Source organism: Flavobacterium sp., assembly GCF_031411595.1.
Taxonomy (GTDB): Bacteria; Bacteroidota; Bacteroidia; order Flavobacteriales; family Flavobacteriaceae; genus Flavobacterium.
Map to the genome: position 1 here is coordinate 1 of NZ_JANOBI010000033.1, position 24,602 is coordinate 24,602.

The window sequence follows — 24,602 nt, forward strand, 5'->3', positions numbered from 1 at the left end:
TGCGTCTTTGCGCCTTTGCGGGATATGATTTTTTCTCTCGCAAAGACGCAAAGACGCAAAGTTTTTGAAAACATCTGATATGCAAAATTATGTATTAATCTAATTTCTTTGTTTGGTATAAACTTCCCGATAGTCATTAAAATTTATTACATTAAAAAAAACTATTTCGATTATCTTTGATTTTCTTAAAAATGTAAAAAATGAAATCAAGATTCCTAGGTTTGCGAACCACCATTTATAAAGTGTCAGACCTCGAAAAAGCCAAACTTTGGTACAATGCCATTTTTGAAACCACGCCTTATTTCGACGAACCTTTCTATGTAGGTTACAACATTGCGGGTTATGAATTGGGCATACAACCCGAAGAAAATCCAGTCGTTTCGAAAGAAGAAACGGTACTGACTTTTTGGGGTGTCGAAAACGTCGAAGCCGAATACGAAAGAATGATTTCACTTGGCGCTACCGAACATGAAAAACCTATGAATGTCGGCGTTGAAATCATGGTCGCTACGATCAAAGATCCCTGGAACAACATCATAGGAATCATCTACAATCCCGAATTCAAAATCCAATAATCCAACAATCTAATAATCCAATCATCCAAATTGAACCACCGCCATTTCCTAATCCACAAACCCTACGGTTATCTGAGTCAATTCAAGTACGAATTAAAACGCAACAAGAAATTGCTCGGTGACTTTTTCGATTTTCCAGAAGGCATCATGGCAATTGGTCGTCTCGATGAAGATTCCGAAGGTTTGCTTTTACTCACGACTGACGGAAAAGTGAGCGATTTTATTTGCAGTAGTAAAGTCGATAAAGAGTATTATGTGCAAGTCGACGGCATCATCAATGAAGCCGCCATTTCGAAAATAAAAAACGGAGTAGAAATCGGTTTTGAAGGAACGAAATACACCACCAAACCTTGCCAAGCTTTTATTTTAGAATCGATTCCAAATCTCGGAGCCCGAGCTAAAAAAATCAGAGACGAACGCCATGGACCAACATCTTGGGCATCGATAACCGTCAATGAAGGTAAGTTTCGCCAAGTCAGAAAAATGACCGCTGCTGTAGGTTTTCCAACATTAAGATTGGTTCGTGTCCGCATAGGAAACATCCATCTCAATGACCTACAATCCGGACAAGTTATTGAAGTACCAGAATTCCAAATCTAACCATCCAAAAATATAATAATCTAACAATCCAATGTTAAACATCGTACTAGTAGAACCCGAAATCCCAAACAACACCGGAAACATCGGCCGCCTTTGCGTCGGAACTGAAAGCCGTTTGCATCTGATTCACCCATTCGGATTTCAAATCACCGATAAAAACGTCAAGCGCTCCGGATTGGATTATTGGGTGCATCTCGATTGGAAAGAATACCAAAACATTGAAGAATGGATAGCAGTTATTCCAAACCAATCCAGAGTTTTTCTAATGAGTTCACACGCTCAAAAATCGTATTTGGAAAACCAATTTCAAGATGGCGATTGGCTCGTTTTCGGCAAAGAAAGTGTCGGATTGAGTCAAGAAATCCTGCAAAAATTTCCCAACCATTTGAAAATTCCGATTTCACCTTTAGTGCGCAGTTATAATCTGGCCAATGCTTGCGCGTTTGTGATTGGGGAAGCTAAAAGACAACTTTTAAAATAGGTCTTTGCTAGCAAGTGCCGTTTAATATGGGAATAATGCAAATATTTACAAACGTTCTATAATACATTATAACGATAAGAAATTCAAATTTGTAAAAGCAAACCTGTTATTGATTATGAAAAAGAACAACAAAAAAGGAAGCTCCACTTTTGAAAAAATGTCCGCAGCGGTTACAAGAGCAACAGGCAGTACATCCGCATTTGTCATTTCCTTTTCAGTAGTTTTGGTTTGGATTGTTTCGGGTCCGTTTTTTAATTTTTCAGATACATGGCAACTCGTGATCAACACAGGAACAACCATCATCACATTTCTGATGGTGTTTCTGATTCAAAGAAGTCAGAATAAAGATTCGATTGCCATTCATCTTAAATTGAATGAATTAATTGTCGCGCAGGAATTAGCGAACAATCGATTGGTCTCCGTTGAGGATATTAATGAAGTGGATTTGCTCGTGCTTAAAAAATTCTATGAGCATGTAGCGAAATTAGCCGAAAATGATGAATCTGTTGAAGATTCGCATTCATTGAAAGAAGCGAATATAAGTCACGAACGTAAAAAAATTATTAACCAAAAAACTAAGAAATCATGATAAAATGGACCGCCATATTTCTCGTCATTGCATTAGTTGCAGCCTTATTCGGCTTCACCGATATTGCTTCAGGAGCCGCGCACATTGCTCAAATTATTTTCTTTACCTTTATTGCGTTGGTTGTCATAACCGGAATTCTTGCGATTACGATTTTTAAGAAAAATTAGTGATGTCAGGTAAAAAATAAATCCATGAAAAATGCCATACAGGATTACCCATTATATATAAAACTTTCATTAATTACGATGGGTTTGGTAGCATTCTTCTATATATTATATATTGGAGGCGACATTATCGTTCCTTTAATTTTTTCTGTAATCATAGCGATACTGCTAAACCCGATTGTCAATTTTTTAACCCGAAAGAAATGCAATCGCGTTGTGTCCATACTCATAGCGGTTACTGCGACAATGCTGCTGATTGCACTTTTGGCTTATTTTATTTTTTCCCAGGCAGCGAATTTAAGTGAATCCATGCCCGAACTTAAGGCAAAATTTATGGGCCTTTTTAAAGACAGCATCAATTGGGTTGCCGCTAATTTTAATGTGAATCATGAGCAAATCAACCAATGGATTACTAAAACCCGTTCTGAAATCCTCAACAATAGCGCGACATATATAGGCACGGCATTAACTTCTTTTATGGGATTGCTGGTGTTGTTTTTCTTACTTCCTGTATATATTTTTATGATCCTGTTCTACAAACCGTTATTGCTTGAATTCATCGCGGAACTATTCAAAAATAACCAACAAGAACTTGTTGGTGAAGTTTTAACTGAAACCAAAACACTCATCCAAAGTTACTTGGTTGGATTGCTTTTTGAAGCCGCTTTGGTTGCCATTCTCAACTCGGTCGGACTGCTAATATTGGGCATTGAATACGCCATATTGATCGGTGTCATCGGAGCATTGCTAAATTTCATCCCATACATCGGAGGCATCGTAGCCATATGCATCCCAATGCTAATGGCATTTGCCACCCAAACACCAATCGACGCGTTGTGGGCGTTTTTGATTTATTTATTCGTACAGTTTATCGACAACAATTTTATCGTCCCAAAAATTGTAGCGAGTAAAGTAAAAATCAACGCCTTAATTTCTATCGTGGTCGTATTAATTGGAGGCGCCATTTGGGGCATAGCCGGAATGTTCCTAGCGATTCCACTCACTGCCATTGCCAAAGTCATCTTCGACAGAATCACACCACTCAAACCATTCGGATTTTTATTGGGCGATAACCAACCCGAAATAGGAAGCTTTCTGCACGTCACCATCAGAAAAAAACGCAAGGCCGAATCCTAGTCGACTACTATTTTTATTTTGGGCGTGACCACAAGGGTCGGGCTTTCCGCACTCGCTTTTTTGTGCTGAACGCCAGCACAAAAAGAGCTCAGATAATGCTGCAATCCCTCACGCAACCCGTAAACCCACAACCAATAACCTACAACCCTTCATTACAATACAAATTTTTATATATTTGAAATGTGAGACATCAAATACTTTTCAAATGATTAAGAATTCTTCCCAACTGCGCAGCACCATTTTCAGACACCTCGACGGATTAGCCACAGCACCCGTAGCCGTAGCTTTAAATAAAAAAGGCATTTTAAAATACCTATTGGAAAAAAAAGAAGCCACGCTAGACGAATTGACTTCCGAATTCAAAGCCAATAAAGGCTACCTGCACGTAGGTTTGCGAATCCTGTGCTCACAAGGTTTTCTCGAATATCATTCCGATGCAGAAACCATAAAATTTAAGTTGTCACCCAAAAGTGAAACCGCTTTTTCATTGTTTTATTTGTATGAAGATGTAGTCGATTTGCTGCATTTCTCCACACAATTTCACTCGAGACTTTTTGAAGAAGCACCTTTCCACAAACTCAACCTTATTTTTGAAAAATATAAAAAGAACTACGGAATCGTTTTTTCTAAGGATGAATCGGTAGCCGAAATTCAACACCAAATTTTGAAGCATATCGAAGGCTATTTGGTCGGGCCAACTCTGGTGCGACTGGGCATGAACGGCATGTTTCACAAATACTTCATGGAAATTTCATTCCGCCCTGAAGAGTTTCACAAATCGCCCGAGTTGTTCGTTAAGATTTTAAACTTTCTTGCGTTTTTAGGTTGGTTTAATGAAAAAAACGGCAACTACCAATTCACCGAAACCGGCTTGTTTTTCGCCAAACGTGCTTCAGCTTACGGCGTAACAGTTTCGTATTTGCCCACTTTCGCCAAGATCGAAGAACAGATGTTCGGAAATCCATCCATTCTCAGAATGCAACCCGATGGCAGTGACGAAATCCACGTGGATCGTGAGATGAATGTCTGGGGAAGCGGTGGCGCACACGAAACCTATTTCAAAATCGTCGATGAAATTCTAATCGAACTTTTCAACAAACCGATCGAAAAACAACCCAAAGGCATCCTCGATATGGGTTGCGGCAACGGTGCGTTCATCCAACATATTTTTGAAGTCATCGACAGGCAAACCTTACGCGGCAAAATGCTCGACGAACACCCGTTATTTTTAGTCGGTGTCGATTATAACCAAGCGGCTTTAAAAGTTACACGCGCCAATCTAATCAAAGCCGATATTTGGGCTAAAGTCATTTGGGGCGATATCGGCAGACCCGATTTACTAGCCGATGATTTGATGGAAAATTACGCGATCAATCTCAAAGACTTGCTCAACGTGCGCACGTTCTTAGATCACAATCGTATTTGGGAAAATCCGAAGCACAATACGCCAGATCGAGTGAGCAAATCTACAGGCGCTTTTGCACATCGTGGTGAATTAATCCGCACCGAACAAGTCGAAGATAATTTGTTAGAGCACCTACAAAAATGGTCACCCTACGTAAGTCAATTTGGATTATTACTCATCGAATTGCATACGATTCCACCAGCGGTTGCCGCCCGAAATATCGGAAAAACTGCTGCAACCGCTTATGATGCGACGCATGGTTTTTCAGACCAATATATCGTTGAAATTGATGCGTTTAACAAAGTAGCCGCCGAAGCCGGTTTGTTTCCCGATGCCGCCGTTTTTAGAAAGTTTCCGGATTCGGAAATTGCTACGGTTAGTATTAATTTGTTGAAGGGTAAGAGTCAATAATTCTAAATCATATTAAGCCTTATATTGTATAAGATAAAAGTTAACATATAAGACATATAATGTTGTTAGCTCCGAGTTGATTGGAAAAAAAGCGTAATGAAAATTACACAATTACTTTTAGTAATACATCAATTTATCTTATTTTTAAAAAAAATTAAAAAAATTGAAATGAAAATACAACTTCTGTTTGTTTTACTATTGACACAAACCATAATTATTTCACAAGAAATCTGGCGCCCTATGGAAACTGACGATTTTAATCAGGCTTCCTATCAATCCGTTTATAAAACCAAAATGGTGGCGCGGAATAATTATGTTTATCAAATTTCATTGGAAATAGTGCAATTTGCTTCTAAAGAAAAGCTTGTAGTCAACCGCTTTGACGGAACTAAATGGGAGCAGTTAGGCTATGGTTTTTATTCAACTACAACGGCTGAGACTTCAGCTTTTGATATTGCTGTTGACAGCAATAATATTCCCTATATCTTCTTTTTTGGTGGATTGGTCAAAAAATATCAAAACAATAATTGGGTAAATGTTGGAAGTAACGTTGCCACTACCGGTACTACGAGTTCACACCGAATTGCCATGGCTAGTGATAACACACCTTATATTTTTTACAAAGGAACCGGAGATACTTCAGCGGCAAGTGGCGTGGTTAAGAAATTTAACGGTACAAGTTGGGTCACTGTCGGTCCTTCAGTCGCCACAAATGTCTATAACAATACAACAGCATTAGCACTAGATGCCAACAATGTGCCTTATGTTTCCTATGTGCCATCAGCTACTGGCAATACGATGAATATTGTCATTAAAAAGTTTGATGGGCTAAGTTGGCAAGAAGTAGGTACTACAAATTTTGTTACGCAATACATCAGTTACTTTCAAACTCTTGTCCCTATTGCTTTTGACAGTCAAAACAATCCGTATATCGTTTACAAAGATGCTACCTCTTATTCACTCCTGGTGAGGAAATTTAATGGGTCAACTTGGGAATTATTGGGCAGCGGAGGAATCTCTTTTGCAGGAAGCGACGGAGCAATTGCCATTAACAACGATATCCCGTATGTAGCCTTTTTAGATCCACAAACGGTCATTGGAAAAGGCTCTTTAAAAAAATATGAAAATGGAAATTGGGTGACAGTAGGTCCTGAAATGTTTACCGAAGGTCAGGCTAATAGTATCAGTATCGCTTTTCAGGACAATGTGCCTTATTATTCCTGCCGGGATGATGGAAATGCAGCTTTTGCTACCGTTAGAAAACTTAATGGAAACACTTGGCAGATCTTAGGCCAGGAAAGTTTTGCAGCACAACCTAATTCTGTAACGGATTGGTTGGGTGTTGATTTGGCGCTGAACAGTCAAAATGTTGCCTATGTTGCCTATAAAGACCGTGATTATGACGATAAATTAAGTGTCAAAAAATTTAATGGAACGAGCTGGGAATATGTTGGATCGCCGGGATTTTCTCCTGCCGGAATAGATTATGATGCCGAAATTGAAATTGATAGTAACGGTATTCCTTATGTAGCCTATTTAACTTATGTTGCTGTTGATTCATCCTTTAGGATATCGGTAGCTAAATTTAACGGAAGTGCATGGGAACTTGTTGGATTGGCAAATTTTTCGGGTCGAACTTATACCGAATTTGATTTTAAGATTAATAGTGCCAATGTCCCATACGTTGCTTATCGCGGCGGTAATTCTCTGGCAGACAATCCGCGCTGTTCTGTGATGAAATTTAACGGTACGGCTTGGGTCAATGAAGGTAATCCCTATTTTACTCCAGCCAAAGCAGATCAGATCAGCATGGCATTTGACCAGAATGACATTCCGTACATCGTTTTTGAAGATTATGGCGCAAGCAATCGGTTTACCGTTGAAAAATTTGCTGGGAGCTGGCAAATAGTAGGCGGAGCCGGTTTTACTTTTGAAGGTGGATTATCTCCGATTATTGCTTTTGACAACAACAATATTCCTTATATAGCTTTTGTTTCTGATTTTAATTTTAAACCCACTGTTGAAAAATTTACAGGGACTTGGCAAATAATCGCCGAGGGAACTTTTACGGCAGGTATTTGTTCTCGATTGGATTTTGCTATTGACAACAACAATGATCTTTATGTAGTTTATAATGATGTAATAGATGATTATAGAAAAATGATTAGTGTGAAAAAATTCGCCAACAATGCTTGGCAGAATGTTGGTCCGGTCGCTTTTTCTGCAGGGGAAGCAACACGAGAAAAAATTTCTATTGGCACTAATAATGTTCCTTGCATTGTATATCAGTCGATGAGCGGTTTGTTTGGTAAATATTATGGAACAGCGGATGCATTGACAGTAAATGATAATGCCGATGCGGATTATAGTGCCATAATTGTTTCACCTAACCCAGTAAAAAACACATTCAGTATATCTTCTTTATATGCTGTTGATGAAATAACATTATATGATATGACCGGAAAAAATATCTATCATCAAAATGGAAACAACACTACCATTAATATAGAATCATTAAAAACCGGATTGTATTTAGTAAGAATAAAAACAAGTAAAGGTTTATTTACTTGCAAAATAAGTAAAGAGTAATAATTAATTAAAGTAAAAACTCCCAATCTTTCACTTGGGAGTTTTTTATTATTCTAGTTTTCAATTCCTTTTTAGTACTTGGATCTTTTCATCATATCAATATTCCTCAAAAGTAATATCCTTTTCTATACTTGCTCGATGTTTAGAATATCTAGCTAATCATTATTATGAAAGCATGAAATGTTAAATAAATAACACAACCCGAAGCTAACAGACAACAAGTGCAATGGCTACGTTTTGTGCTACCGAAGTTTTAACACCTTAATTTTTAATAATAAACTTCCCTTTTTCAACATCAAAAGTAATATGTTCATCATCAAATAAAGTTGAAAAAATGCCTTTTGAAATCAACTCACAAGGTTGATCTTGAACACATTTTCCCGAAGTCATCACGATTATTTCATCGCTCAATTGAATCGCCATATCGATATCATGTGTCGAAAACAAGATGCATTTTTGCGTTTCCTGTGTGAGTTTTTTGAGCAATCGAAACAATGAAATTTTGTGCATCAAATCTAGATGTGTCGTCGGTTCATCAAGGATAATTAAACCCGTATCCTGAGCCAAAGCGCGTGCAATCAAAACGATTTGCAATTGCCCATCGCTGATTTCGTAATGTTTTTTGGAAAGCAATGCGCTGACATTCGTCAAGGCAGTCGCTTCGTTTATTTTTGCTTTATCAAGGTCGGATAATTTGCCAATCCAGTTCGTGTAAGGTTGTCTGCCGAGTGCGATTAATTCATAAACTGTCAGATTGCTTGGTGGTAATTTTTCGGTTAATACCAAACTCATTTGCTGCGCGAGTGCGAGCGGTTCGAATTGGTTTAATGGTTTTTCATTCAAAAGAATATCGCCCGAAAGTGGTTTTTGAATGCCCGTCAATGTGCGCAATAATGTAGATTTGCCAATACCATTGGCGCCAATGAGTGCGATTAATTTTCCTTTTTCCAAAGTTACATTCACCTCAGAAGCAATACAATGATCTTCCTTTGGATTCGAATATCCAATGCTTAAGTGCTGTGTTTTTAAAATGATATTGTTTTCCATCAGCCCATCATTTTTCTTTTGCGCACCAATAGCCACACAACCATAGGCGCACCAATTATAGAAGTAATCGCATTGATTGGCAATGTAAAATCGCCGCCAGGAACTTGTGAAATCATATCACACAACAACATAATGCTCATGCCCAAAAGCGACGTGCTCCAAAACAAAACCGCATGATTGCTCGTTTGAAAAATCAGTTTTGCCATGTGCGGAACAGCTAGTCCAACAAAAGCGATTGGTCCGGCGAATGCGGTAATGCTTCCGGCTAAAATACTCGTCGCCATGATGATGATGAATCGCGATTTTTTGAAGTTCATCCCAAGGCTTTTTGCGTAATTTTCACCGAGCAATAAAGCGTCTAATGATTTGATGCTGGCGAGGCTTAGCAACATTCCAACAATGACAGTAATGGTTAGAATCAGAATGGAATTCCAGGATAAATTGCCTAGATTTCCTAAGGACCAAAACGTAAATTTCTGCAATTGTTCTGCGGTGCTGAAATAGGAGAGTACCCCTACGAACGCATTGGTGAAACTGCCGAACATCAATCCGACAATTAAGATTACTGTGGTGTCTCGCAATCGCTGTGATATCAATAAAATCGAAAGTAAAACCAATGAACTTCCGATGCATGAAGCGACGATAATGCCGTAAGAGGAAACCAGAAAATTGCTCCATACAGCGGGTAAAAATCCCGCACCTAAAATGACCAAAGCCACGCCCAAACTTGAGCCTGAACTCAACCCCAAAACATAAGGTCCAGCTAACGGATTTCGGAATAGAGTCTGCATGAGCAAACCGCTAATCGATAAACCGACACCAACCAAAACTGCGGTAATCGCTTTGGGTAAACGGTAATTGATGATGATGTACTCCCAAGTTTCTTTGGATGCTTTTCCGCCAGTTAAGCTTGTGAATACTTCTTTAAACGGAATGGTGACCGAGCCCAAGCTGATATCCAAAACCAACAAAAACACTGCGATAATCAGCAGCAAAAGATAAAGCATCGTATGTTGTTGGTTGCGTTGCATTATTGTAATTGCTCATAAAAATACAATTGATAATCGGGCAATAATTCGGGATGCGTGATTTTTAAAATATCTTTCAAAACCAAATCTGGTCGATTCGGTGCCAATTCATAAAAAATAAGCCCGCCTTTTTTACCTTTTCGGGTGCTGTATGAATAGACTTTTTTATTTTTAAATGCTTTGAATTGATCGTAATGCGGATTCGCTTCAAGCATTTCTTTCAATGTAACGAATTCCCCAGGGCCAATCCAAATATCGGCATTTTGCGCTTTCTCGAAAACGGTTTCAAATGACAATGACAAACTTCCTGTGCCTTTGCTGTCCGCCCATAAATATTGTGCATTGGCTTCTTTCAAAAAGTAACAACCCCAACTGTTTCCTTGAGGCAAATACCATTGATTTTCATAAATCGCTCCGGCCATCACGGTTGGTTTTGTAGTGGTTTTTGCGGCGAGTTTGAGTGTGTTTTTATAATCCGCTACAATCGAATTGAATAGCGCATTGGCTTTCGAATCCAATCCGTATAAAGCACCGAATAACTTGATCCATTCGGCTTTTCCAAGTGGTGTTTGTTCGTTCCAGTCGCCGTTGAGCAGTACTTTCAGACCGCTTTTTTGCAAGTTGTCTAAAGTCGGGTTGTTGTTGTCGATGCCAAAGCCAATGATGACATCGGGCGCACTGTCGATTAAAACTTCAGTGTTGAGATTTTGGTTGCTTCCGAGTTCTTTGATTTTTCCAGCTTCGATGCGATGGCGTACTTTTTCGGATGAAATATAATCGAGGTTGGGAAAGCCAATTAAACTATTTTCAACACCAAGCATTTCCAAAGACGGAATGTGCGTGGTTGAGGTGACGACAATCTTTTTAATCGGAATGGGAATGATTGGATTTTGTTTGAGGCTGTCCGGAATAATACTGTTTTTTTCTTGAAGAATGTATGTGTAGGCTTTCGTTGCATTCGGCCATGGATTTGTAATCTTCACAATTGAAAATCCGTTATGCTTTACAATTGAAAACCCTTTGGCGTATTCAATTTGGTTGCTTCCATTGGGTATATCGCCAGTTGAAGTGGTTGTTTTTTGCTGACAACCGACGGCGAATATCAATAGAAATAAAAGCGGAATTTTAATCAAAACAGATTTCATAGAAATTAATTCAAGCGCTGCAAAGGTATAGGTAATCCATTTTAAAATTCAAATTTTATTTTTAATTCCAAAGGATAAAACTATCTTTGCCGTCGAATTAAGGTTGTGGTTTGACTATTTCAAATCACATTAAAAGGGAATTAGGTTCAAAACCTAAGCTGTTCCCGCAACTGTAAGCTATTAAGCTTGTTGTTAACTACAAAACCACTGTTCCAAATCTAGGGATGGGAAGGTAAACAACAAGACGCAAGCCAGGAGACCTGCCTTTTTCGTAACGAATATCGAATCTTCGGGAAAAAGATTCAGAAATTATGACTGCGAAAAAGCTGTTTTTATTTTGGATGTTGCTCTTGTGCCAAATCATTTGTGCGCAACAGGATACGATTGTCAAAATCAAAGAAGTTGTTGTGTCGGATATATACCTTAAAAACTTTTCTAAAACCCAATCGGTTGCTGTTTTAAGCGATTCGATTATTAAAAAAAATGCGGCATCGTTAACTTCATTATTGAACTATAATTCTGTAATCTATTTCAAAGAAAATGGATTAGGCATGGTATCATCGCCATCATTTAGAGGAACCACTGCACAACAAACCGCCGTGATTTGGAATGGCATCAACATCAATTCGCAACTCAACGGGTTAACTGATTTTAATACGATTACCACCAAAGATTTTGAAAATATTACGGTTCGTGCCGGTGGTGGAAGTGTCATTTACGGGAGCAGCGCGATTGGCGGAAGCATTCATTTGAATAACGAATTGACGTTTAAAAACCAATTTCAAAACGAGTTGTTTCTTTCGTATGGCAGTTTTAATACGTTTGGTGCGAATTATAAAGTGAATGTAGCTAACGAAAAAACAGCTACTCAAATCAGTATTTCAAGAAATAGTTCGTCAAATGATTACAAATATTTAGGAACCGACAACCAGAAAAACGAGAACGGACAATTTTATAATACGAGCATGAATGTGGCTTTTGGTTATAAAATCAATGCGTTTCATTTCTTAAAAATGTACAGTCAATTTTTTGAAAGCGAAAGACATTTCTCGGGCACATTGGCATCCACATCCAAAAGCAAATACGAGGATTTGAATATGCGAAATTTGGTCGAATGGCATGGGTTTTTCAATCGCTTTTCTTCTAAATTGAAAGTCGCTTTCTTGAGTGAACAGTATCGTTATTTTACCAATGCAGCGTCGACCAATTTTGAAAAATCCAAAGCAGAAACCTTTATTGCTAATTACGATTTGGGTTTTAAAATCAATCAAAAAATAAACTTCGATGCGATTTTAGATTATTCCCAAACGAAAGGCATTGGCACATCGATTGGTGAAAATGTTCGCAGCATCGGATCGGCGTCATTGCTTATGAAACATCAGGTTTTTAAAAAATTGCTGTATGAATTGAGCTTTAGAAAAGAAGCTACTGCTGCTTATCAAAGTCCGTTTCTATGGTCATTTGGTAGTCAATATGAAGTCACAAAATGGTATCTTTTGAAATTGAATGTCTCCAGAAATTTCAGAATTCCAACGTTCAATGATTTGTATTGGGTTGGATTAGGCAATCCGGATTTGAAACCTGAAAGTTCGTATCAAGGTGAAATCGGGCAGCGTTTCCAATTTAAAAACAGCTTCGTTACAGCGACTGCTTATTGGATGAAAATGGAAGATTTTATTCAATGGAAACCCGGAGCAGGAGGCAATTGGCGTCCCAATAATGTTGATGAAGTAACCGCTTACGGTGCTGAATTGATGTTGCGTTACGAAAAGAAAACGATCAATCACACCCTCGCTTTTCATGCGAATTATGCTTATACCATTTCCCAGAACAGCGAAACTGAGCGGCAATTAATCTATGTTCCGTTTCATAAATTCACATCGAGTTTGGCTTATACTTATAAAAAACTCACGGGATATTACCAGTATTTGTTTACCGGATATGTCTATACGTCACCCGATAATCAATATTTTCAAAACGGATATCAGGTTTCCAATTTCGGAATGGATTATCATTTGGGAACAACAACAACCTACCAACTAGGCTTTCAAATCTTGAATCTTTGGAACGAAAACTATCAAAGCGTGGCGCAAAGGCCCATGCCTGGAAGAAATTATGCATTACATCTAACCTTTAAATTTTAATACAATGAAATTCAGTAAATTATTTTTAGTAGCTTTAGTCAGCACTTCATTTTTTGTATCGTGTTCGCCCGATGATGATACTACGAAACCAGTGAGTTATATTCCTTTGGGAGATTATGACAGTGGCGTTTTGGTTTTGAACCAAGGTGGATTCAATCATAATGATGCCGCGATATCTTATATTTCTTTCGATTTGAATACGTTAGAGAATACTATTTTTTCATTAGTAAACCCAACAATAACACTAGGTGATGTTGGTCAAGATATCGGACTTCACAATGATTTGGCGTATGTAGTTTTGAACAACACGCCAAAAATTCAAATTGTAAACCGTTATACCATGGCGAATGTTGGTTCGATAACGTCTGGATTAGAGAATCCGCGATATATTGCTTTTGCCAACGGAAAAGGGTATGTTACTAATTGGGGTGATCCGACAGATACTGATGATGATTTTGTTGCAGTTATCGATTTATCGACGAACACAGTTACAGCATCAATTCCGGTTGCTGAAGGCCCGGAACGGATTATCGAGAATGCGGGTAAATTGTATGTTGCACAAAATGGTGGTTATGGTTACGGAACAACAATAACGGTGATTAATCCGAGCACGAACACAGTTGAAACAGCCATTACTGTTGGTGATGTTCCGAACGGAATGCAAATCGACAATGGCAGTCTTTGGATTTCTTGTGGAGGAAAACCTTCTTTTGCACCATCAGAAACTGCAGGGAAGATTGTGAAAGTGAACTTATCAGACAATACAGTTGCTGCCACTTTTTCATTCACAGATCATACGCAACATCCGTCCAATATGACAGTTTATGGAGCGAATGCTTATTTTACAATAGATTCCGGAATCTATAAAATGGCATTGAATGCTACGGTTTTACCAACGACTCCAGCTTTTTCTACGACAGATCAAGGTGTTTATGGGGTGTATAGTTTGGCGATTAAAAACAATCATATTTATGTAGGCGATGCCGGAAATTATATTGATAATGGCAAAGTTCATATTTATTCTTTGGGTGAATTAAGCGGTTCCAGCCCGTTGGGAACACTAGAAAAATCGCATACCGTTGGGATTATTCCTGCAGGATTTTATTTTAATCAATAAAAATTGCAACATGGATTTCACTCATTAACACGAAAAGAATCTGCGATAATGAGTGAAATTCGGGTTGTGTTTTTTTAATTCGATGGCATTCCACTCGGAATTTCATCAATATACATTTCGCTTTTCAAACGCGTGATGATTCGTGTGTCTTGAAGTGTTTTGAAATTTTTCATTCGATTGCTTGGAATGCTTCTTCCGCTTCCGATAATGCTGTTGATGGCTTGGTTTAATAAAGGTTCATCGGTATTTCCTAGTACACCTAAATTCCCAAAATTTTCTTTCAAAACGATGTCGGGCAAAAGCCCATTGGTGTAATCGCCAAAACCCACTTTGTTGACAATTTTCAAAACCAAAGGCTGCATCGCATATCGGTGTTTTGTGCTGATGTCTTCTTTTGAAAATGAAGGTGAATCGTATAGCGTAATCGACCCAACATTTTTTCCAACGGTCACATCGCCAATTTGAATCACAGTAATATAAGGCTTCAATCCATTGATGATTAATTCGCTCGCGGAAGCCGTGCTTTTTGTAGTCAGAATGTAGATTTTGGTTAAATTCAAACTCGAAATGGCTTCGTTATTTCCGAGTCTTGTAGTGAATAAATTGTATAGTGTACTCGGATTATTCGCGCTGTAATAATCTTCCAATTTAGCATTCCATTGTTCTTTTCCAAAAATTTGATTCGGAAATTGCCCTGTAATCATGCTGGCTAAACGAGTTGCCGTTGCAATGGATCCTCCGGAATTGTATCGTAAATCCAACACCAGTTCGGTGATGTTTTGTGCTTTCAAATTGCCAACCGCTGCATTGAGTTGCGATTCGTAATTGGGGTAAAATCCATTGTACATTAAATAACCGATGCGATGTGAACCGGAATTAATGACATTAGAAATCAATACAGGATTTTCAGAAATAATAGTTTTGGTTAAACTTATTGATTGACCATTTGGTGTGATGTTACCATTGTCATAATCCGCAAAATTTAAAGTATAAGTATCCGGACTTAATAGAGCATTGTAGTTGTTTTTGTTTAATGCAACGCCATCAATCGCATAGAAAATATTGCCTCGAATAACGTTTTTTGAAGCTGCATCAGAATTGGGTAGAATATAACGAACCACTCCAAAAACTGCTGTTTGCGTATCATCTTTATAATACAAAGCGAAATCAGCACCGTTGTTTTTTGTTGTTCCGGCAAGTATGCCTTCGAGCTCATAATAATCATCGGTAATCACACTAAAACGATCAATCGCTTCACCGGGATTTGGAAATATACTTTTGGGTTTGTTCAATAAGTTTTGAAATAAGTTTTTAGGATCGGAATATCCAAACAGAAATTGATTCAAATCAGATTGGTTATTAAACCTCGAATCGGCTAAATTAGGCACATCGGCTTGCCATAAATAATATAAATTCAAACCTTTCCAAACAAAATTTTGAACGGCAATATCATTGGGAACTTCATTGTCGTTTTGCACTTCACAACTTTGAAAAGTCAGTCCAATAACTACAAAAATTATAAGCCAACAGTCATATTTTTTCATATCGATTTGAATTCAAATGCATGTAAATTTAAGTATTTAGAAATTATTTTCGCTTCTTTGTAACAAATATAAATGGGCATCGTCTTGCCTTTACATTGATTAACCAAAACCTTTTTATGAACCAAAATGAGTTTGTGCATCTAGTAGCTCCTTTCAAAGACAAAGTCTTTCGGCTTGCCAAGCGATTGCTCGTGAGTACCGAAGAAGCTGAAGATGCGACGCAAGAAGTTTTGGTCAAATTGTGGAATAAGAATGACAGTTTAGGTTCGTATAACAGTGTAGAAGCTTTCGCAATGACCATCACCAAGAATTATTGTCTTGATCAATTGAAATCGAAAAGAGCCGGAAATTTAAAAATCGTTCATAATAATTTTACGGATAGAACGCCGGGTTTGCACCAACAACTTGAAGATACCGATAGTTTGAATTGGGTGGAGAAAATCATCAACACCTTGCCCGAGCAGCAGCGACTTATTATTCAAATGCGCGACATCGAGCAATATGAGTTTGCCGAGATGGCCAAAATTTTAGAAATGAATGAAACTGCCATTCGCGTGGCACTTTCAAGAGCAAGAAAAACAATACGCGAATTCATGATAAAAACACATAGTTATGGCATTGGATAAAATCGACATTTTACTCGAAAAATATTTCGAAGGTGAAACCACGCTTGCCGAAGAAAACGAACTCAAAACTTACTTTTCTTCCGCAGTCGTTGCGCCACATTTGCAGCAGTATCAAGCTTTGTTTGGTTATTATGCTTCGGAAAAAAATCAAAACTACGAACCGAAACTAACGCTTCAAAAAAGCAAAAAAAGCCAAATCACTTGGATTTCTATTGCTGCTTCAGTAGTGGTTTTATTGGGCGTTGGAATTTACACTTTCAACAACTTCACAAACGACAAAACAAATCAGGAATTAGGCACTTACGACAATCCTGAAGAAGCGTTCAAAGAAACTCAGAAAGCTTTGGCGATGTTGTCGAATAATGTCAATGTTGGTATTGAAAGCATTCAATACGTAGAAAATTACAAGAATACCAGAGATCAAATATTCATCACGGAGTAATCAATTATCAATCAATTTTAATCAACCAAAAACAAGAAAAATGAAAAATTTTGTAGTTACACTAGTAGTATTTTTAATGTCAAGTCTATCCTTTGCTCAAGGCGCATTCGACAAGTTCGACGGACAAGACGACGTAACATCAATCATCGTCAACAAAAAGATGTTCGATTTGATGAGTAAAGTAAAAATGGATGCATCCGACAAGGAAGCACAACAGTATTTGAATCTAATCAAAAAGTTAGACAACCTAAAAGTCTTCACGACCAAAAGCACGCGAGTAGAAAACGAAATGAAAGCCGCTTCAGAAAAATATATCAAAAGTTCGGGTTTAGAAGAATTGATGCGCGTAAATCAAGAAGGAAGAAACATCAAAATCCTTGTAAAATCAGGAGCAAAAGATACCCAAGTTCGTGAATTGCTAATGTTTATTGAAGGCGCAAAAGGTGAAGATACCGTTTTGATGTCGCTAACAGGTGATTTTGATTTGAATGAAATATCCGTATTGACAGACAAAATGCGTTTCCCTGGCGGCGATGATTTGAAAAGAGCAACCAAAGGCGCTAAAGGTCCAAAAGGCCCTAAATAAATCGATATGAAATCCATTTCAATTTATATAGTATTCGCTTTGATGCTATTGGTTTCTTGCCAATCTGAACCTTCGTTGCAAAAGTACTTTGTAGCCAATTCTGAGAATAAAGATTTCATCGCTTTGGATGTTTCATCGAGTATTTTAAATGTTGACCAATCGAAATTGACAGCGGAACAAGCCAAAGCATTGACGTCTTTAGATAAGATGAATATTTTAGCTTTCAAACGCAATGAAAAAAATCAAGCGCAATATGATGCTGAGCGTGTCAAAGTGACTGCGATTTTAAAAGAGGAAAAGTACCAACAACTGATGAAAGTAGGTTCGGGTAAAGACGGCGCTTCAGTGAGTTTTGTTGGCGATGATGAGCACATCAATGAGTTTGTTGTGTATGCGAATAAAGCAGAAAACGGATTTGCAATCGTTCGTGTTTTAGGCAAAGATATGAGTCCGACGACGATTATGAATATGATTTCACTATTGAAAGAATCCAACCTCAATTTAGATCAATTGAAACCGTTGCAGGAAATGATGACGAAATAATTATAAAAGGTATTTATGAAAACCTTCCCATGTGGAAGGTTTTTTTGTTTAACATGGATTTGCTCAGATTTAATCCGTGATAATCTTTGAAATCCGGGTTAACTAATTTTTCTTGAAGTATTTAAAAGGCACCAACAACATTCCAAAACATTCTCCATCTTCTTTTCCGAGATGTTTGTGGTGCATTTTGTGCGCGCGTCTCACGGCTCTGGCGTAGCGGTTATCAGCGTTTCGGAATAATTTAAACCGCTGGTGAATGAAGATATCGTGTACAATGAAATACGTCCAACCATAAGTGAAAATTCCCAAACCGATGGCTAAACCAACTTGCAGAATATCATATTGCCAAAGCAAAAAGAAAGTGATGCTTACAATCGCATAAAATATAAAAAAGGCATCGTTTCTTTCAAACCAGGAATCGTGATCTTTCTTGTGATGGTCGGCATGCAATCGCCATAAAAAGCCGTGCATGATGTATTTATGACTGAACCAAGCCATAAATTCCATGAAGAAAAACGTGAGAAAAAACGCTGCAATATTCGTCCACATGATTTAAATAAATTTTAGTTTATAGTTGAAATAACACTTTGCAAACAATCCAAACTTTTGATAATCAGGCACTCTGATTCGGGTGTTTTTGATTTCTGTTGATGGCGTTTTACTGAGCTTCGACAACAATTTTTTGTAATAAACATAAGCCGTGTAAACCCCTAATTTGGCTTCAATGGGCAAATGTATAATGCCTTCGTAACCGGCTTTAAAATCAGCTTCAATTTCGGCAATGATTTTCGATTTAGCCATTTCATCCAATTGATTTAAATCTGTATCCGGAAAATACGTTCTGTTCAATTCTTCAAAATCGGCTTTTAAATCCCTTAAAAAGTTCACTTTTTGAAAGCCTGAACCCAATCGCATCGCGGCATTTTTTAAAGCATCATACTTTTCTTGATTGCCATTTACAAAGACTTTTAAGCACATCAAACCTACGACATCGGCAGATCCGAAGATGTATTCATTAAACTCGTCTTGCGTTTTGTATTCGGTTTTGGTTAAATCTAATTTCATGCTTTTCATAAAACTAGCGATAAGTTCCTCAGGAATATTAAACTTCGTTACGGTATGTTGGAAAGCATTTAAAACGGGATTTAAACTGATTTTATTTTTCAAAGCCAAGTGTAAATCTACTTCGAAAAGGTCGAACAATTCTGCTTTGTTGTAATCGTGGAAACTGTCTACAATTTCATCCGCAAAGCGAACAAAACCGTAGATGTTGTAAATATCCTGACGAATATTCGGCGCCAACATACGAACCGCAGTTGAAAACGAAGTGCTGTAGGTTTTGGTGACATTTTTACTACATTCAAAAGAAATAGTATCGAAGATAGATTTCATAAATTAAATGTTTTTTTGGATTAATTCGGCTACTAATTTTCCTGAGATTAAGGCAGGTGGAACTCCGGGTCCGGGAACGGTAAGCTGTCCGGTGAAATATAAATTACGAATTTTTTTGCTCTTGAGTTTTGGCCGTAGAAATGCAGTTTGCATCAATGTGTTTGCCATTCCGTAGGCGTTTCCTTTATAAGAGTTGTAGTCTTTGATGAAATCATTGACGCAAAATGATTCTTTAAAGATAATGCTATTTTTTACAGATTGTTGCGTTAAGTTTTCCAATCGGGTGATGATTTTCTCGAAATAATGATTTCGGAGTGCATCTGTATCTTCAATTCCGGGTGCGATAGGAATTAAGAAAATAGCAGCTTCTTTTCCTTCAGGCGCTGCATTGCTATCAGTTTTGGATGGAAAACTGGCGTAGAATAAAGGGTCTTTTGGCCATTTAGGGTCGTCGTAAATTTCTTGAGCATGCGCATCAAAATCAACATCAAAGAATAACGAATGATGCTCTACGTTTTCAATTTTTTTATCGAAAGCTACATAAAATAGGAGTGAGGACGGCGCAAATGTTTTGCGTTTCCAGTAATTTTCTGAATAAACGCGGTTTTCAATATCGAGCAGTGTTTCCGTATGATGGTAGTCGGCACCGCTTAGAATAATATCGGCAGTAATGGTTTCTCCGTTGACATCTAAACTCGTCGCTGTTTTTTCATTGACATTAATTTTAGAAATGTTGCTATTGGTATAAATAGTCACGCCCAATTCTAAAGCCAGTTTTTCTATTGCCAACACGACACTATACATACCATTTTTTGGATGCCAAGTGCCAAGTCCAAAATCAGCATAATTCATGAAACTATAAAATGTCGGTGTATCAGAAGGTTTCGCGCCAAGGAACAAAACCGGAAATTCTAAAATCTGAATGAGTTTTTTATTTTTAAAGCGTTTGCGCACTTCTTTGCTAATGTTGCCAAAGAATTGCCCGACTTTTTTCATCGTTTCTAAAGTGACCAATTCTAATGGGGAAACACCTGGATTGTAGACCAAATCTTTAATCGCTATGTCGTAATTGCTTTTGGCTTCCACCATGAAATCTGCTAAAATTTGACCACTTCCTTTTTCTACTGATTCGAAAGTTTGTATGATTTCGTCTAAATTGTCGGCGATCGTAATAAATTCGTTGACGCCAAAGTAAACTTGATAAGCGGGCGATAGTTTTTGCAACTGATAATAATCAGCAGGTTTTTTGTCAAAATCAGCGAAGAACCGTTCGAATACGTCGGGCATCCAATACCAGGTTGGACCGATATCAAACGTAAATCCGTCTTTTTTTAACTGTCGAGCGCGACCACCAATAGTGTTGTTTTTTTCATAAACAGTAACTTGATGCCCAGCTTTAGCCAAGTAGCAAGCAGCCGCTAATGCAGAAAATCCAGAGCCAATTATTTTGATGTCTTTTTTCATGAAGGTTGAACCATTTGAGCTCAATTATAATTCGTTAACTAGTTCTTCAATGCTTTTGAATACTTTGGTTTGATTGTTTAAAGATGTAGGATTAATATACTCGGACAATCTTCCTGTTACCCAAAATTGACCGTTTTCATTTAATACGCTTTCAATCACTTTTTTGACGTACTCGTTAATGTCGTCTTTGATAGGTTCGACCGTAAAATAAGAGACGAAAGTGATATTGTCGAGGTATTTATTTAAAATGTTTAGATTTTGAATGGGTACACTTTCGCCTAAATATATCGTCTTGTAACCACGCAACAGAATCTCATAATTCAGGTACATTAATCCCAATTCATGAATTTCATTCTCGGGTAAATAAAGCACGAAAACCCGATCTTTTATTTTTGGTTCAAGTATTTGCAGCTTCTCGGTATTGGTTAATATTTTCTGTTGAATTAGGGAACTGATAAAGTGTTCATGTGCTGGCGTAATCGTGTCTGATTGCCACAACAATCCTATTTCGGTCATTAGTGGAATAAAAATGTCGTAAAAAACTCTTTGAAATGATTTTTCTGAAAGCAGGTCATTGTAAGTGGCATGGAATTGCGCTTGATCAAAATTCATCATAGCCATTTTAAAAGCACTAATCGCATGGTTTTTTACACTTTTTTCGGAGATAATTTCACGAACTAGAACTGGTATTTTTTCCGGAGCATATTTAGAAATTTTCGAAATCTTATAGCCGTGATTGTGCAATAAAGTAATGTTGAGAAGCTTTTGCAGACTTGCTAAATCATACAGTCGGATGTTGGTATCGGTACGTTCGGGTTCAAGCACATTGTACCTTTTTTCCCAGATTCGAATCGTATGCGCTTTGATGCCTGAGATGTTTTCTAAATCCTTAATGCTGAAAGTGTTTTTAATATTGTTCATTTTTATTTAAAAAAAGTTAAACAAAAGTAATCAAATTTGATTAAAATTTGTTTTATTTGACAATAAATTTATTTAATTGTGGAATTTCATTTTTTACAGATTCTCTGAACTTGAAATGACTTCTATTTATCATTTTTATAAAGGATTACCCATCCACTATATGTTCCAAAGGTATAGTTTGATGTATTCAAAACAGTTGTTATTGTTTTGATAATGCATTGCAGATATTATTATTAGTTGGTCTGAAAGTAGTGTTTTTTCTTAGTGTTTATCACTACTGTTTGAATAGGCTACCAAAAGAAAAAAAAACTGATTTTATTTTTTTTAATATTAATTTAATAGACATTTTTCAATATCAATATAATTTTAAAATTTCTTAAAATTTATATCCTTAATATATTATATTTGTTAAAAATCAATGTGTGAAAATCTATTAAATGATTTTTTATGTTAAATCAATTTTATTCGTCAAATCTAAATAAGTTAAAATAAGCGTATGAAAAAAATAATACTCTTCGTGTTTTTGAGTTTTCAATTTAACATTTCAGCACAGAATATGATTTATTTATCAGGAGGTTCTAAAATTGCTGGTAAAATTACAGACATTACTTCCGAAAAGATAGCTTATAAAAATTTAGCCAATCCCAATAGTCCGATATACGAAAAACCAATCAGTAATGTTAAGGTTGCGTTTAATGAATCTGGTGATTATCTCGTTTTTTCGGATAATCCATCCGAAGGAGATAAAGCGAATTTTATAAAAGGAACCAACACAGCACATTCAGTAGATGTTGTTGTAGATAGAGAAGGTAAAGTATCTCCGGTGTCAATTACTGACGAAAATGAAACCGACATTGCTGCCAATGAAAATGGAGGCCCTGTCAAATTACCAAAGTCAGATTTAGCATTTTTAATTCGTAAGAGCGGCAGTCATCAATTGTTTTCGGATCCTGAGGCAATTAGTCCACTACTTTCGGCAGAGAAATCGAAAGTAGCAGAAATAAGATCTAATGCTAAAACAGCCACTAAAAAAGAAAGTTCGGAAAAAGAAGTTGCACCTAAAGCTGAAACACCGGTGGCTGAAAGCACTCCTACATCTGATAATACTGCTAAAGATTCATCAGTTTCAGCACCAACAAAAGCAGTTTCAGCACCAACAAAAGGAAAGAAAGCAAAGACAGCTGTAAAACCAAAAGCATCTGAGGCTGAAGCAGCCAATCAAAAAGACCAATCAATAGCTACCAACCAATCCGAAGCAACATCTACAAACAAGTTACCTCATGATGAGAATGAGGTTGTGATGCCAGATTTAGCAGCATTCGGAGCTAAAGCTCTCGAAAAAACACAAGAATTTACACGTTATATTCAAACCATTACATCAGTGAATACGGATAAAGAAGCTGCTAATAAAAGTGTCGACATGGCATGCGGATTGTTTCTTGATGAAAATGCTCGAGTTGAAGTGTCTAATGCTATTAAAGGCACTAAAAACAAATATAAAATCAGAGATTATTTGAACCGATTGTTGATTAAAAGTGGGCAATACGATAAAGTGCAGGTTGAATATGCGAACATCAGTTATGCTTCCAAATTTAAAAAAGGAGCTGATGGGAATTATTATGGTTCTGTTACTTTCGTTCAAAAATTTCAAGGTTTTATAGATGGTAATTTAGTATACGGAGACCAGACAAAACGAAGTGTGACGGTTATTCTTAAACATTATGAAAAAGCAGTAGAAGGCCAGAATGTTTCTGGTTGGGATGTTTTTTTAGATGATGTAGGCGTGGTTGAAACCAAAAAATTATAATGGTCTAAAGCGATTATTTTGAAACTATTCTTCGGTTTTTTTATTGTTTTAATACCTTCATTTCTTTTCGCGCAGAGTTACGAGAAAGAGTATGTTACTCTTTTTGCTTGGGAAGTAAAACAAATCGACGAATTTATCGAACGATTCAATGACAGTGATGACGCTTTGATTAAGGAGTATAATAAAGAATACCAACCTAAAGTAGTTCTAACACGCGAAAAGTTACTAAAAAGCCTTTTCAACGCCTCAAAAACAGATTGGAATTATACCGAGATAACAAGTTTTGTTCAACAAGTAATAACCAGTAATCCACCATTACTACTTGATTTTAATGCAGAAAATTGGTATGCGAATGTAACATGTACTGTGCTTTGGAAAGGAAAGCCTAAAACGGTACTTTGTAAGCTCAAGATAATGAACCTTCCTGACGGCAGTTGCAAATGGGTACTTTCTGATGTGTCCGCTAAATTTTTGCTTCCCAAGGATGCCAACGGAAAGCCATTGCCAATAGAACAGCCTCAATTGCCTATGCCCAACAATAAATTAGGATCGCTAAACCCAATGAGTCATACGAATGATTTTTTGAATATTGATATGGTGTCAGAAAATACTAAAAATTTAAGTAATTACATTGAGCCATCAGCGCATTACAGTGATATGATGAGTGCTTTTATCCGCCAGATTTTAAATAAAAATTTAAAAATTCTCCAAACCAATTACATTAGTTATGTCTTTTGTCAAATCGATGGTTGGAAAATTGAAATCCAACAATTCAATCGTCCGACAAAAAACTCAGGATGGTTAATCAATAAATTAATCAGAATACCTTCTTAATTTTTTTATCA

At 37.1% G+C, this 24,602-nt stretch carries 24 protein-coding genes and 1 riboswitch; of the genes, 16 read left to right on the forward strand and 8 right to left on the reverse strand.

Annotated elements, in window-relative coordinates; genetic code table 11:
* Nucleotides 1-200: 200 nt before the first annotated feature.
* The 8 genes from RMO03_RS07275 to RMO03_RS07310 all read left to right on the forward strand — a co-directional run bounded on the left by RMO03_RS07275 (nucleotide 201) and on the right by RMO03_RS07310 (nucleotide 7,951).
* Nucleotides 201-575, forward strand: coding sequence for a VOC family protein (locus RMO03_RS07275; protein WP_309641434.1), 375 nt, complete (start codon nucleotides 201-203; stop codon nucleotides 573-575).
* A 30-nt stretch (nucleotides 576-605) separates the two neighbouring features.
* Nucleotides 606-1,175: a pseudouridine synthase gene (locus RMO03_RS07280; RefSeq protein ID WP_309641435.1), complete on the forward strand. Its 570-nt coding sequence runs from the start codon at nucleotides 606-608 to the stop codon at nucleotides 1,173-1,175.
* 31 nt (nucleotides 1,176-1,206) lie between these two features.
* Nucleotides 1,207-1,656, forward strand: a complete 450-nt coding sequence (locus RMO03_RS07285) for a tRNA (cytidine(34)-2'-O)-methyltransferase (protein WP_309641436.1) — start codon at nucleotides 1,207-1,209, stop codon at nucleotides 1,654-1,656.
* 115 nt (nucleotides 1,657-1,771) lie between these two features.
* Nucleotides 1,772-2,245 carry a low affinity iron permease family protein gene (locus RMO03_RS07290; RefSeq protein WP_309641437.1) on the forward strand — a complete coding sequence of 158 codons (474 nt, stop codon included), beginning with the start codon at nucleotides 1,772-1,774 and terminating at the stop codon, nucleotides 2,243-2,245.
* Nucleotides 2,242-2,412, forward strand: a complete 171-nt coding sequence (locus tag RMO03_RS07295; protein WP_309641438.1) for a DUF1328 domain-containing protein — start codon at nucleotides 2,242-2,244, stop codon at nucleotides 2,410-2,412. Before RMO03_RS07290 ends, RMO03_RS07295 begins: the two co-directional genes overlap by 4 nt.
* A 24-nt stretch (nucleotides 2,413-2,436) precedes the next feature.
* Nucleotides 2,437-3,546, forward strand: a complete 1,110-nt coding sequence (locus tag RMO03_RS07300; protein ID WP_309641439.1) for an AI-2E family transporter — start codon at nucleotides 2,437-2,439, stop codon at nucleotides 3,544-3,546.
* 205 nt (nucleotides 3,547-3,751) lie between these two features.
* The gene (locus RMO03_RS07305) at nucleotides 3,752-5,362 is read left to right on the forward strand and encodes a class I SAM-dependent methyltransferase (protein ID WP_309641440.1); all 1,611 of its coding nucleotides are present in this window, start codon (nucleotides 3,752-3,754) and stop codon (nucleotides 5,360-5,362) included.
* A gap of 168 nt (nucleotides 5,363-5,530) precedes the next feature.
* Nucleotides 5,531-7,951, forward strand: coding sequence for a T9SS type A sorting domain-containing protein (locus tag RMO03_RS07310; RefSeq protein WP_309641441.1), 2,421 nt, complete (start codon nucleotides 5,531-5,533; stop codon nucleotides 7,949-7,951).
* Between the two features lie 261 nt (nucleotides 7,952-8,212).
* Here RMO03_RS07310 and RMO03_RS07315 read toward each other — a convergent pair whose 3' ends face one another.
* The 3 genes from RMO03_RS07315 to RMO03_RS07325 are packed head-to-tail and all read right to left on the reverse strand — an operon-like array spanning nucleotide 8,213 to nucleotide 11,171.
* A complete protein-coding gene (locus tag RMO03_RS07315) occupies nucleotides 8,213-8,998 on the reverse strand; it encodes an ABC transporter ATP-binding protein (RefSeq protein WP_309641442.1) in 786 nt (261 codons plus the stop codon).
* A complete protein-coding gene (locus RMO03_RS07320) occupies nucleotides 8,998-10,029 on the reverse strand; it encodes an iron ABC transporter permease (protein ID WP_309641443.1) in 1,032 nt (343 codons plus the stop codon). Before RMO03_RS07320 ends, RMO03_RS07315 begins: the two co-directional genes overlap by 1 nt.
* Nucleotides 10,029-11,171 carry an ABC transporter substrate-binding protein gene (locus RMO03_RS07325; RefSeq protein WP_309641444.1) on the reverse strand — a complete coding sequence of 381 codons (1,143 nt, stop codon included), beginning with the start codon at nucleotides 11,169-11,171 and terminating at the stop codon, nucleotides 10,029-10,031. The genes RMO03_RS07320 and RMO03_RS07325 overlap by 1 nt, the downstream gene beginning before the upstream one ends.
* 83 nt (nucleotides 11,172-11,254) lie before the next feature.
* A riboswitch (cobalamin riboswitch) is annotated at nucleotides 11,255-11,454 on the forward strand.
* 28 nt (nucleotides 11,455-11,482) lie between these two features.
* On the opposite strand from RMO03_RS07325, the gene RMO03_RS07330 reads away from it, so the two are divergent.
* Nucleotides 11,483-13,315: a TonB-dependent receptor domain-containing protein gene (locus RMO03_RS07330; protein WP_309641445.1), complete on the forward strand. Its 1,833-nt coding sequence runs from the start codon at nucleotides 11,483-11,485 to the stop codon at nucleotides 13,313-13,315.
* 4 nt (nucleotides 13,316-13,319) lie between these two features.
* Nucleotides 13,320-14,432, forward strand: a complete 1,113-nt coding sequence (locus tag RMO03_RS07335; protein ID WP_309641446.1) for a DUF5074 domain-containing protein — start codon at nucleotides 13,320-13,322, stop codon at nucleotides 14,430-14,432.
* A 74-nt stretch (nucleotides 14,433-14,506) separates the two neighbouring features.
* Here the strand turns inward: RMO03_RS07335 and RMO03_RS07340 are convergent, their stop codons facing one another.
* A complete protein-coding gene (locus RMO03_RS07340) occupies nucleotides 14,507-15,976 on the reverse strand; it encodes a S41 family peptidase (RefSeq protein ID WP_309641447.1) in 1,470 nt (489 codons plus the stop codon).
* Nucleotides 15,977-16,092: 116 nt separating this feature from the next.
* Between RMO03_RS07340 and RMO03_RS07345 the strand changes: the two genes are divergently transcribed.
* The 4 genes from RMO03_RS07345 to RMO03_RS07360 are packed head-to-tail and all read left to right on the forward strand — an operon-like array spanning nucleotide 16,093 to nucleotide 18,173.
* Nucleotides 16,093-16,602: a sigma-70 family RNA polymerase sigma factor gene (locus RMO03_RS07345; RefSeq protein ID WP_309641448.1), complete on the forward strand. Its 510-nt coding sequence runs from the start codon at nucleotides 16,093-16,095 to the stop codon at nucleotides 16,600-16,602.
* Nucleotides 16,589-17,044 (forward strand): hypothetical protein, encoded by a 456-nt coding sequence (locus tag RMO03_RS07350; protein ID WP_309641449.1) that lies wholly within the window; start codon nucleotides 16,589-16,591, stop codon nucleotides 17,042-17,044. Before RMO03_RS07345 ends, RMO03_RS07350 begins: the two co-directional genes overlap by 14 nt.
* Before the next feature lie 40 nt (nucleotides 17,045-17,084).
* Complete coding sequence (locus tag RMO03_RS07355) at nucleotides 17,085-17,630, forward strand: DUF4252 domain-containing protein (RefSeq protein ID WP_309641450.1); 546 nt, start codon at nucleotides 17,085-17,087, stop codon at nucleotides 17,628-17,630.
* 6 nt (nucleotides 17,631-17,636) lie between these two features.
* Entirely contained in the window at nucleotides 17,637-18,173 is a 537-nt protein-coding gene (locus RMO03_RS07360; RefSeq protein WP_309641451.1) for a DUF4252 domain-containing protein, read from the forward strand.
* Between the two features lie 102 nt (nucleotides 18,174-18,275).
* On the opposite strand, the gene RMO03_RS07365 is transcribed toward RMO03_RS07360, so the two are convergent.
* Genes RMO03_RS07365 through RMO03_RS07380 form a run of 4 tightly spaced genes read right to left on the reverse strand, consistent with a single transcriptional unit; the run spans nucleotide 18,276 to nucleotide 21,950 of the window.
* Nucleotides 18,276-18,722, reverse strand: a complete 447-nt coding sequence (locus tag RMO03_RS07365; RefSeq protein WP_309641452.1) for a sterol desaturase family protein — start codon at nucleotides 18,720-18,722, stop codon at nucleotides 18,276-18,278.
* 3 nt (nucleotides 18,723-18,725) lie between these two features.
* On the reverse strand, nucleotides 18,726-19,565 hold the full coding sequence (locus RMO03_RS07370) for a phytoene/squalene synthase family protein (protein WP_309641453.1): 840 nt from the start codon (nucleotides 19,563-19,565) through the stop codon (nucleotides 18,726-18,728).
* Between the two features lie 3 nt (nucleotides 19,566-19,568).
* Nucleotides 19,569-21,029 (reverse strand): phytoene desaturase family protein, encoded by a 1,461-nt coding sequence (locus tag RMO03_RS07375; RefSeq protein ID WP_309641454.1) that lies wholly within the window; start codon nucleotides 21,027-21,029, stop codon nucleotides 19,569-19,571.
* Between the two features lie 24 nt (nucleotides 21,030-21,053).
* Complete coding sequence (locus RMO03_RS07380; protein WP_309641455.1) at nucleotides 21,054-21,950, reverse strand: MerR family transcriptional regulator; 897 nt, start codon at nucleotides 21,948-21,950, stop codon at nucleotides 21,054-21,056.
* A 496-nt stretch (nucleotides 21,951-22,446) separates the two neighbouring features.
* Between RMO03_RS07380 and RMO03_RS07385 the strand changes: the two genes are divergently transcribed.
* Both RMO03_RS07385 and RMO03_RS07390 read left to right on the forward strand, forming a co-directional pair.
* On the forward strand, nucleotides 22,447-23,757 hold the full coding sequence (locus RMO03_RS07385; RefSeq protein ID WP_309641456.1) for a hypothetical protein: 1,311 nt from the start codon (nucleotides 22,447-22,449) through the stop codon (nucleotides 23,755-23,757).
* A gap of 18 nt (nucleotides 23,758-23,775) precedes the next feature.
* Nucleotides 23,776-24,591 (forward strand): hypothetical protein, encoded by an 816-nt coding sequence (locus RMO03_RS07390; RefSeq protein WP_309641457.1) that lies wholly within the window; start codon nucleotides 23,776-23,778, stop codon nucleotides 24,589-24,591.
* Nucleotides 24,592-24,602 lie beyond the last annotated feature (11 nt).